The 11340-nt window shown below is 44.0% G+C and carries 8 protein-coding genes and 1 pseudogene; 7 read left to right on the top strand and 2 right to left on the bottom strand.

Features of this window, described 5'->3' with window-relative positions:
• Window positions 1-31: 31 nt before the first annotated feature.
• Both R7Z47_RS19320 and R7Z47_RS19325 read left to right on the top strand, forming a co-directional pair.
• Entirely contained in the window at window positions 32-1426 is a 1395-nt protein-coding gene (locus R7Z47_RS19320; protein WP_213868148.1) for a hypothetical protein, read from the top strand.
• Window positions 1419-2915 (top strand): terminase, encoded by a 1497-nt coding sequence (locus tag R7Z47_RS19325; protein WP_318130530.1) that lies wholly within the window; start codon window positions 1419-1421, stop codon window positions 2913-2915. The genes R7Z47_RS19320 and R7Z47_RS19325 overlap by 8 nt, the downstream gene beginning before the upstream one ends.
• Window positions 2916-3023: 108 nt before the next feature.
• Here R7Z47_RS19325 and R7Z47_RS19330 read toward each other — a convergent pair whose 3' ends face one another.
• Window positions 3024-3911 carry a hypothetical protein gene (locus R7Z47_RS19330; protein WP_318130533.1) on the bottom strand — a complete coding sequence of 296 codons (888 nt, stop codon included), beginning with the start codon at window positions 3909-3911 and terminating at the stop codon, window positions 3024-3026.
• A 1046-nt stretch (window positions 3912-4957) separates the two neighbouring features.
• Between R7Z47_RS19330 and R7Z47_RS19335 the strand changes: the two genes are divergently transcribed.
• The 3 genes from R7Z47_RS19335 to R7Z47_RS19345 all read left to right on the top strand — a co-directional run bounded on the left by R7Z47_RS19335 (window position 4958) and on the right by R7Z47_RS19345 (window position 6875).
• On the top strand, window positions 4958-5416 hold the full coding sequence (locus tag R7Z47_RS19335) for a hypothetical protein (RefSeq protein WP_064369724.1): 459 nt from the start codon (window positions 4958-4960) through the stop codon (window positions 5414-5416).
• A complete protein-coding gene (locus R7Z47_RS19340; RefSeq protein WP_262598046.1) occupies window positions 5416-6045 on the top strand; it encodes a tyrosine-type recombinase/integrase in 630 nt (209 codons plus the stop codon). Before R7Z47_RS19335 ends, R7Z47_RS19340 begins: the two co-directional genes overlap by 1 nt.
• 308 nt (window positions 6046-6353) lie before the next feature.
• Window positions 6354-6875 carry a Fe3+-citrate ABC transporter substrate-binding protein gene (locus R7Z47_RS19345; RefSeq protein WP_212668980.1) on the top strand — a complete coding sequence of 174 codons (522 nt, stop codon included), beginning with the start codon at window positions 6354-6356 and terminating at the stop codon, window positions 6873-6875.
• An 879-nt stretch (window positions 6876-7754) separates the two neighbouring features.
• Here R7Z47_RS19345 and R7Z47_RS19350 read toward each other — a convergent pair.
• Window positions 7755-8591: a hypothetical protein gene (locus R7Z47_RS19350; protein ID WP_318130537.1), complete on the bottom strand. Its 837-nt coding sequence runs from the start codon at window positions 8589-8591 to the stop codon at window positions 7755-7757.
• Between the two features lie 662 nt (window positions 8592-9253).
• On the opposite strand from R7Z47_RS19350, the pseudogene R7Z47_RS19355 reads away from it, so the two are divergent.
• Window positions 9254-9896 (top strand): annotated as a pseudogene (locus R7Z47_RS19355) (IS4 family transposase); the annotation flags it as partial.
• Between the two features lie 498 nt (window positions 9897-10394).
• A partial coding sequence (locus R7Z47_RS19360; protein WP_318130539.1) for a sigma-54 factor interaction domain-containing protein occupies window positions 10395-11340 on the top strand: 946 nt, incomplete at its 3' end.

Genomic DNA, 11340 nt, shown 5'->3' on the forward strand with positions numbered 1-11340 from the left:
CCGAACGTAACAAAATGAATGGGGTTTAACCGTGTCCGGCAAGATTGACTATCAGGCTCACCAACAGCAGTTTTGGGAGCAGTTAGAGAAGCAGCCGACTTTGACGCTGGCCGAGTATTGCGAAGCCAACGGATTGAAGTACGGCACCGCTAAGCGATATATAAAACGGCCAGCCAAAACGGGCGGCAAGTTCCAACCGTCCGTTATGCCAAAAATCAAAGCGAAAAAGACCAGTCAGGGCAATGACTGGCATTCCCTTTTGAAAGAATTTCTCGTGCGTGGAGCTCAAAACCCAACGCTCACGATGGCCGCTTTTGCGAAAGATAAAGGGGTGAACGGTGCGACATTGCGCCGCCAGTTTAATTCCATGCGATCGCTGCCCGAGTTTGATCGATTATTTGATCTTTACGATGAGCAATTAGCGAAATTTCAAGAAGCGAAAAACGACAAGAAGAAAAAAAGGGCTGATAAATCAAAGTCCAAAGAAGCGGGGGCAACTGCGCAAGCGCAAAGTGCGCAAGGCGATCGCGCGAAAACAGGGGGTATTGGATCACTGCGCAAGCCGCGATCAGTTGAGGGACTTTCGCAGTATTCCAGTGCTCAAGTGGGTCGCCCTGTTGTGCATGGTGGTTATGCCCGTAGTGCGGGTATTACTGGCGAAATCATGGATATTCTCATGGATACCGATCCGCTTTCGGTTTGCAACGAACTGATTATTGCCCGTTCGCAGTATTACCGAATGAATGAGACGTTAGCTAAACGCCTTAAAGAGATCGATGAAATGGAAGAAAGCGGAGACATTCCGCTCGATGACGAAAACCAGCCAGTAGACATAAACGCCATGCGTGACCGTCTCATCTTTGGCTATGGCACCAGATTGCGTGAACTGGAATTGAGTATTTCCACGATGGCCAAACAAGAGGTCAAGCGCTACATCGATTTGCGTAAACAGGAATACGCTGAATTGATGATGCCACACTTACTGCCAGCGGAAGAAACCAGCCTAGTAATAGAAATGCTTTCTCTGCGCACTAAGAACAACTGGACAGCCTTAGAGACGTGTCAGCAAATCGAGAAGTTAGGCGCACGTCCACCAGCAACGCTATTGCATGAAGCTAAGGTAGAACTAGCGAACCTAGAGCCAGAAGTAGACGACACTGGTATCAGTGAGCAAGAGCTGGATGAGCTGTTTGATGACTACACGTTAGAGCAGATTGAGCAGCAAGATAACTGGCTACCTGCGCGCAAAGAAGAAGTAAACCGACGAATCAAAGAAGCCGAAGACCTAGAGAACGGCGTAGAACCTACCCTATCCCCATCCCAAATACAAAACGAAGCCGCTAAAGAGCAAGCCTATGATGACCTCGAGAACGAGGGAGTGTCGGGGTTTGACGATGTAGACAGCTTCGAGGTACTTGGTGGCTAGACGAATAAAGAGCGTAACACAAGATCCCCGTTACCCTGCCCTAGTTAAGCGGTATCGCTATGACTGGAAACGCCTCGCTGTTGAGCTAGTCGGTAAGAAGCCGAGCTGGCAGCAGCGCAAAATCATTGATAGTGCTCAGCGTATTGGTGCGCGAACGACTGTCAGCTCTGGCCACGGTACAGGCAAGTCAGACATGACCAGTATCATGATCATTGCTTTCATGCTCTGCTTCCCCAATGCGCGTGTTGTGCTGGTGGCGAACAACGCGAGACAGGTACAAATCGGTGTATGGAAGTACCTAAAATCCAACTGGAACACGCTCTTACAAAAGCATGGTTGGTTACAGCAATACTTCACCATTACCGAGACAGCCTTTTTTGAAAACTCAGCAAAAGGTATCTGGCAAGCCAGTGCTAAATCGTGTCGTATTGGTAACGAGGAAGCGCTAGCGGGTGAACACGCTAAACACTTGTTTGTCATTGTCGATGAGGCGTCAGGCGTCTCTGACAAGGCTTTTGGTGTGTTAGCGGGTGCATTGACCGAGAAAGATAACCGAATGCTGTTATTGAGCCAGCCAACGCGTCCTAGCGGCTATTTCTACGATACGCATCACCGATTAGCCGAGCCTAGTGGTCGATGGCGAGCCATCCGGCTTAACTCCGAGGAATCGCCGTTCGTAACCGTGGAATTTATCCTCGATAAGCGATTGGAGTATGGCGGTCGAGAGGCACCGGAATACCTGATTAAAGTACGTGGGGAGTTCCCAAGTTCCATTGCTGGCATGCTGCTTAGTCGGGATGCACTGGACAAAAGCGCAAGGCTCAACCTCGATATGCCCGATGGTTGGGGTTGGGCTGCGCTGGTGGACGTGGGTAATGGTCGTGACCGCTCGATACTCAATATCTGCAAGGTTTGGGGTCAACGCATGGAGCGCATCGTTAAGAGCGTGAAATTGCTTGAACAACCAAGCACGGTCGATCCGGTTCGGTTCGCTGACATTATCCATGCAGAGTGTAGTGAGGACTTGTACCCAAACATCACGATAGCAGTGGATAGTGACGGTGTAGGTTATGACACGGCGACTTGCTTAGAACGCTACGGACGGCGCGTACAGCGCATTCGTTGGGGTAAGAAGATGCACTCCACCAGCGATAAGCAGCGTTTCTTTAACCAGCGTGCGTATGCCAATGTTATGGCTCGGGATGCGATAAACCAAGGCCGCATGCAGATAGATAAGAACGTCAAGACGGCAGAACAAGGCAGTAAAATACCTTGTGCAATCAACGAGTCAGGCCAATGGGTAATGATGCCAAAACCGATGATGAAAGAGAAAATGAACATCCCATCACCTGACCGTTGGGATACATACTGCTTTTCTCAATTGGTAGATTATGTGCCGCACGAAATGGAAGTAACAGAGAGCATGCTAGAGTCTCGCAGTTCCGTAGAACAATGGGTACTGGAAGCGCTTGAATCGGACGATGCTTAATTCCGTTGGTGCCAACATATAAAAGTAATATGAAAAGGTGGCGATACCGTTAAATATCGCCACCAAATCACCAATCAAAGCGGAACAACAATAATTTAGCTTAAAACCTTAGTTCACTAATCCATCGAACTGCGAACGTGCTTTGCTTTCGTTCTTGCTTCTAAGCTCTTTTCTGGCTTCACGAATAGCGTCAACTTCGCTTTCTATATACATATTAGCGTTAGGGTACAGTACCGACTTAAAAGCATTCGCTTCATCGAATATCGAACGTCCCTCAGTGGTGTTGTTCGTGATTAGCACATCGTGATCTTTACAAGAGCGATGCCTAATTAGAACAAGGCCACCAGCGTTAACGTGAACCTTTTTAGCTACGCGAGAAATGCCGCCATTGTTGCCATCATAGGTATGGATGATAGCGACAATGTCATTGTGTTCTTGACCGCGCTTTCTAAACTCAACGTCTGCATTGTCTTTGAAGTATTTCAATTCATTCAATGCAGTGTTTTTATTGTTAGTGAGCTGTTCTTTCTCATCTTCTGGAAGATCGTAGGAGAGTTTACGGTCGAGGTCGCGTAGGTATGCTTCAAGTCTTTTGGCTAGACGTGCACCAGTGACTTTCTGGCTGCTAGCTGCTTTATTAATTGTGATGTTAACGCGACGGACGTTCTCAATTACGGTCGTCTCTTTAAATGAGTTAGATGAGCTGTTGAAGTATTGAGGTGCGCGCTCTAAAAGCTCTTTATTGGCTGCTTTGGCGGCTTCAATATACTGAAGTAAACGAGTGGTCGGATTACCACGTTTTACTACAGCTACGATGCGATCATTGAATAGTCCACTATCTTCCTTGCCATCTATTTGTTCGGAAAAAGTCGCGCGGTGCTTCAAGGCACGTTTTAGGCGCGCATCTGCCGTTTGTTTGTTTGCAAGTAATTGATTAAGTGTTTCTATATCAATAGCTTTTATATCTTTAATTTCAGTATTTTTTTTATTAATCATGGTGAACGGTTGCTCCAAATTACATTGGAGGATAAAGGTTACACTCCATCCTTGAGCGTATGCGAGTAACGAAAAACCCTACCTTTATCCTTGATGCGTAGCATACCGTTTTTGTGTTCGGAATTAAATAAAAAACGAACAGAAGGACGTCATAAGTGTTGCTTTTTAAGCGGAGAAGTGATCTCGAACGAAGTTTAATACGTCATCACGATTAATGGATGAATTGCATAGTGCGTTCGGATGCGATTGGATAAGATGCATCATGCAAATGTCGGTTGCGTCATCGAGGAACGAGCTGCTAAATACATCTAGGGATAGGTCACATTTATCTAGTATTTCGATTGGAATTAATTGATTCAACGTGCAGTGCATATCTATATCTCTTAAGCCAATTGACCGGATAGCCAATACGTATATAGCTCTGATTTGGAAAGAGTTTAGGGGATTCTCGCCAACCGAGCTGATGTTCGCGGAGTATTATGAGACTGTGATCTTTGATTGTCTAGATATGCAAAATAATGCAAACATATCGTTACTAGCAGTTAGGTTTTGAGAACGTGACCTATACCGCATAATAATTGAGGATATGCATGTTTGTTCGTGTCGCGTGACGGTGTAACACTGTCATTATATTGCCACAGACGGGTAATTGTCGTGGCGAGTTTCAAAAAAACCTCTTTTAGTTTCAGTTCTAGACAGAACTGAAACTAACTTATCCAATGTTTTGTCGCTGTTCATCGACACAAAAAGATACAAAATCCAATAAAAACAATAACTTATCAAATGTCTAAGATTGCCTTCTAATCCTGGCATTTTGTATGAATGAACCTAAATATTCCATAGGAATATTGATAAAAAAATAGCTTCTTGCTGGTGGTGTTTTGAGCACTGTTGCGTTATTTGTCAAAAGTTGATTAATCGCCCGCTTTTGGAACTCTTTGTACTTTCAATAGAAGTATTCCGAACATGGTTGCAAAAAATATTCCGGTGGAATATATTATGTTCCGAGCAAACACTGGCATTTTGCCAAAAAAGGATCAGCAAAAATGTTTAAAAAAAATGAATTGGTGTCGCTTTCGGATGAATGGGCGAGCAAACGCAGTGCCATCCAAGAGCGTCATCATGACCTTATTCTTATCTCTCTGGATGAGCTAATTAATGAGTGTGGAGGCCAAGAGCAAGCCGCCGCTGTCATTCGCAACTTCTACGGCTTGCCTTGTGTGCAAGGCACGATCAGCAAGGCGCGAAAAGGTGCCAATGCCCTAAAGATTCGCTCTCAGCTTCGCTTTGCTATCAATACCATTAAAGAGCCTCAAAGTGTTCAAGCACAAACCAAGATGATTAACCACTTTGGCCGCCTACCTGTTCACCACGATTTTGTGTGTGTCGATGGGGAGCTCGGCTTGTTCTTGGGCTTTGGCTTGCTATCTCGAACCCTGCAAATTCAGGTGTTCGTTGGTGGTGAGTTTAAGACGGTTAATGCTAATGAAGTGGAGTTGATCTAATGGCTGCTTTCCCTGCGCGTGACTTAGAAGAATTGGAAAAAATCATCCGTTTAATGGATGACATAAACCCGCTTATCTCGATGATGATTGAAATGGAGGTGCGTACAGGTTTACGTTATTGCGATATTTCGAAGCTAAAATTCAGCGATGTGATGATAAATGGCGTGATTAGGTCGTCATTTACCATTGTGCAGTCGAAAGGCTTCAAAGGCCGTATGACCCGAGGTAAGAGTGAAAAGGCCGCTAAAGAAGCCGCCCGAATCACCATCCACGTTAACGCCGAACTGGAAGAACTGATTAAGCGTATCTACCTACACAATGGCCATAATGAGTTGATGTTTCAATCCAACCACCACTTGGCCAAAAAGGGCAATGCGATCAGCATCCAGTACATCAACCGAGCGTATAAGCGCATAGCAATGGAGTTGAGGTTGCCATACCAGCTATCAACACACTCGATGCGAAAAATGTACGCCATGCTACTGCTTGAAAAGAAAGCCTCTTTGAAAGTGATTAAGGACGCGCTTGGTCATTCTAGTGTTGCCGTGACTGACCACTACTTAAGAACGTTCCACGATGAAGCGAAAGAGTACACAACAGGCATTTCATTAAAACCAAAGGCAGAATAAAGGGAGGGGAAATTATGTGTAAAGCTCTGATGAACGCGAACTTGCGAGTGAACGAATTTAAGCTTCGACAACAGGAACTTTCCCGAACCCCGATTCCGAATGAACTCAAGCCAAGGTAAGAGAATTAATGAAGCAAGGATTCAGTAAAAAGGCAATCAAGCTAGTGCTTGGTTTCAGCTATGATGACCTAAAGACTATCAATCTGTCGCATTAATTAGGAATATAAAAAACATAGTTACGCTGTAACGTTATTCATTTGGCCAAGAAAGGGCAGCAATGGCCAGTTAAATCCAACCGAAAGGAATCGCATGTTTTGTTTTTTTGAGGGTTATAGAGTGTCAGAGTGTCGTAACGCTTATGCTTATTTCGTATCTAACACAGGCTATCGATTTATCACCAAGAAAAAGACTTGCTACGCCGTTAGTGTACCTAAGCCGGAGGGTGGTTATATTCGTCGTTCTGTCGGGTTTGTTCGCATTGGTGAAAAGAAAGGACTACGCAAGGCAACCAAAATACGCAACCAAATCGGCAAGGAACTATGGGGGCGTTGTTGGGATCGCGTTCGCAAGCAATTCAACTTACTGGCGCGATTGCCGAAAAGTCTCGATCCACGGTTAACTACCATTGATGGTAAGCAATACTATGTGGCGCGGTACACCAAGTACGATGAGAACGACCAGAAGCGCGAGCATTTCATTAAGGTAAGTGTGAGCGCTCATGGGAAATTGGCGGCATGGACTCTTGCTAAGAGAAAGTTACTCAAAGCTCACAGTGATGTGATGGACGTATTGTTACACATTGAAAAGGTCAGCAGCGTACAACTTAAATAGTTTTTCGTTCGTCCATATACATTCCGAACACAACTTGTAACTATTTAATCTATGGTTATAATCTACTCCTAATTTAAAACGTGACGTTTTAAACATACAAAAACGACGAGTTTGCATCATGGCACATGATTACACCGATTAAATTATGTGAGTTCAAACGGCTGGTGGAACATGGCCACCAGCTCAATATCGTTGCTCAACAGCAAGCGAGCGGCGGTTTTTTGGAGGGGGCGCCCGTTTCAGCGAAAAGCCCAACAACTAGATAGTGCTTTTGACTCAAGAAACTACCAATCCGCATCACTTAAAAGTTAATTCAAAAAGGGGAAGAGCTTTGCTTGTATTGACCATAATAGGGAAGAATTTTACTTTAGAGAGGGCGACTTGTTGAAAAGTAAGTAGTTGCTGAACATCAAAGAAGGAAAAGTCGTTCATTTTCAGGAAAAAGCTCTATTCTAATATGGTGCGTAGAGTTTATACGTTGAGGCTGATGCATGACCCACAATTAGAGCCATCCTACCGGCTTCGAAAGCCGCAATAAAAAGCCTCGCACTTGGCGAGGCAAGTTGTCTTTACAGAACACATACTCGACATCAACCGATGCAACTACTTAAGAGTAGCGCTATGTATATACCATTTTGCGTTATGAATAACGGCTTTCCCTGCAGTGGGAGTTTCGTTCTTATCGGTTCGTAACTAGCAATCAAAAATACCAGACTTGCACCAAGCAGTTGTGCGATAGTGATAATGTCGAAATTTGTTAGCGCTATTGCCATCACCAGTATGTAGGCATTCAAATAGAACCCATCAAGGTGCTTTTGCTTTCTTGTTAAGAAGAAGTTAACGAACAAAATGATAGTGATAAGAGTCGCACTCGTTAAGTTAAAATCTCCCACTACCTCCTCCTATACCGTGTTTGCTTTCTTCAGTATTGTCACAGTACGAAACGTGGCATGAAGCGCATATGCCTGTTAATGAGCGATTTACAGCCCATGTAGCCGCAGCTGCAACAATGAATCCCACGCCTCCTGGTAATGCTAAAGCCAAGCCAGCAGCTGCCGTCAATCCCCCAACAATGCCACCTCTTACAATGTCACCGCCACATGCTTTATCGCTATCCCATGCGTTGCCAGACCCTGTTGCTGCTCCAGTTCCTATGATTACTCCTGGTCCCACTGCCATTGGGGATGAGCTCGCTAACTGCAAACCTTTTTGTGAAAATTTATCATTGAACGATCCAATAAAAATTGGAGCTTCGTAGCCGATGGTTTTTACTCGAAATGGCTGCACTGCCTCACCAGAATCAAATGAAATGTTCTGCATCAAGGATTTATACCTTTCTTTTGCTGAGTTTGCAGAACTATCGTCAGCGATCACCAACTTTGTGAATATTCTGTAGAACCGAACGTTCTCTTGTGAAAGGAAATGTACACGGCGAGAGAAGGCTAGTTTAAATTTGCTCTCGCCCTGTACCTTTTTCACCTTCCCCTTTTGTGTGGAAACGTAAATAGGGGATTGAGTTAGGTTAATAACTTGGTCAAATACAGTCCCGGTTACACAATACTCATACCCAGCCGCACTCAAGTTCTTATCGTTCTTCCAGCCGGCATGAGATAAATTACAAAGCTCATTATTAAAAGCGTCTGCTCCGGCGTAACTGTTAAAGCTACACATTGATAAAACGAATAAAATTCCAACGTATTTTTTGTAAGACCCCACCCTAAAGCTCCATATGCTGACAAGATGTCATCATATAAAACCAATTACATAAACAATTCAATTTATATAAAATCAAACTAAAGTTTTAAAAATGAGTGATAATCATTTTCATTTAAATTATTGACTTGAAGATAAAGAACGGTAATGGGAGCCGTCAAGAAAATAAGGGATTCTTGGGGCACTAACTATTTCAAAAATGGTTATGACACACTTATCTCAATGTTGCTTGCACAGCCTTCGTGGCAGATATTAATGTGAATTAAAGTGTCATGAAGATGCTTTTTCCCGCACATCAATTTGTTCTAAGAGCATATCAAAATCTTCTCTGGTAACTATTTTCTCGCTGTTCTCATTCAACACGGTCACCATTTGACCGACGGGCGAATTTAATGCGTCTAGCTTTTCCGAACAAATGGACTAGGCGTACATCGGCGGTAAAGTGACTTGCTTGTATGGCATCGTCACTCCTCCTTTTCTTTCTTAGCCCTCTGAAATACGAACATACGACAAAATCGCTTGGTGAACACACTTGTGAAATTGGCCTCAAAACTCAGTTTTGGACATTTACGTTTTAGAAATATTGCTAAATTAGCAAAGTTTGAATTACTAAAAGTATGGAAAAAGTCTCTTACGAGAGTCTTCAATATCACTGGATCAGAGCAGGTCGTGTCGTCACGCTTTATGAGCAGTATTTGAGTACAAAAACTACAACTCACCCAAGAGCTATCAGCACTTTCTTGATAAGTTTCAATCTCTGCAACTCCAAGGCTGCACGCCTATCATTATCCCCGACGCTGGCTTTAGAAATACATGGTTCAGGCAAGTCGCCAACAAATGTTGGTTCTGGCTTGGAGATGTATGTGGTGAAGCATCGATTAAGTGTAATGAGGGCTCTTGACAATGGAATAAAACGTTTTATCCCCAAGCAACAGATAAGTCGCTATTTTTAGGAGGAAACCAACTTGCTAAGCGCTCACCGCTTCAGCACTTTGCTTACTTATACAAAAGTCGCCCCAAAGGCAGAAAAGCCCATCGCCATAGTCGAACCTGCCAAAAACACTCGGCAGGAAAAGTGTTCTATAAAGGAGTGAAAGAACCTTGGCTTCTGGTGACCAACATTCCCATCATGTGCTTAACGGCATTCATATCACCCGTTTGTACGCAAAAATAATGCAAATTGAAGAGTCGTTCCGAGATTTAAAAAGTCCAGCCTACGGGTTGGCGCTACGTCATAACCGGACACGTTGCACCAAACGCATAGATATCTTGTTGCTCATGGCATTGATGACCGAAATCATCATGTGGGGGTAATTTCGAGAGGATCCGCCAGAGCCTTGTTAAGATGTGAGGTACGTAATATTAATGCTACGGCTTATCACTCCAACAACTAAACTCTACGCGAAGGCAAAGCTGTACGCGTTTTAATTCACTCTTAAACGACTTTACATGCGTATTTTTCCAACTGCGAGTACTAAACTTTTTGTACGATCACGTTGGGTTAAATATAAGATTTCTACGGCGTAAAATGGACTTGTTTTTCTTGCAAGGACCAACTCATTTAAGAATGAACCCATAAATCTTTACCCAATAAAGGCACTACAATACTAACTTAGATTCACACCTTCTATATCCAATTGTAATACAACATTCGCATAACGCCGCTTTTTAGGGAGGTGGCAACATTATATTAGTTACCATACTACCGATCATCTCCAAAATATATCAGAAGCATTCATGCACATCGTCTTGTGCACTTAGAGCAATCCAACTATATTACCTCATCACAGTAAAGAGGACATTTATGTGTCGATGCCAAGCCTGTTTCTAAGAATACAAGATCCATCACTTAAAAATGCCATCGCTTCTTGCCAGGAACTGAACAAATTTCGTCTGCATGACATCAATGCCGCAGACCAATGGATTGAAGATTTCCTACAACTCAAACCGGAAGTTGCGATTGTTGAAGCCACCCACTTTACTAGCGCAGATTACCAGCGCCTTTCTAATATCGAAGACATCTACGATATGGACTTGATCATCATTAGCTCTGGTGCTCCAAACGAAAATTTGGATAAGCTGATGAACTTAGGTGCAATTTTTCACTATAGAAAACCCGTCGATATTGCTATTTTGACGGACACCCTAGGCGAAGTCAGCCAGTACTATCAGCAAAAACAAGATCAAGGACGTAAAGTGTCCACTAGCGATCTCGACCAATTTGGCCTTTTGGTGGGTTCCTCATCACCAATGCATCAGCTCTATCGCATGATCCGACGCGTCGCAAAAACAGAAGCCAACGTCCTCATTGTCGGAGAAAGTGGCTCAGGTAAAGAGTTAGTGGCACAGACCATCCATTTAGCCAGCGATCGTAAGCAACAACCCTTTATCGCGATTAACTGTGGTGCGATTAGTCCAGAGTTGGTCGATAGTGAACTGTTTGGCCATGAAAAAGGCGCTTTTACCGGAGCGAATAAAACTCACCAAGGTGTATTTAAACAGGCAGAAGGCGGCACGCTGTTTTTAGATGAAATCACCGAGATGCCTATCGAGCATCAAGTGAAGTTATTGCGGGTGCTAGAAACCGGAGAGTATCGCCCAGTTGGCAGTAATACGGTTCATATCGCTGATACTCGCATCGTTGCTGCTACAAACCGTGATCCTAAAATCGCCACTGAGGAGCAGTTCCTGCGTGAAGATCTGTTTTTCCGGTTATCGCATTTCCCATTAACGATACCGCCACTGCGAGAAC

The organism is Vibrio sp. 1641 (genome assembly GCF_033339995.1).
Lineage (GTDB): Bacteria > Pseudomonadota > Gammaproteobacteria > Enterobacterales > Vibrionaceae > Vibrio > Vibrio alginolyticus.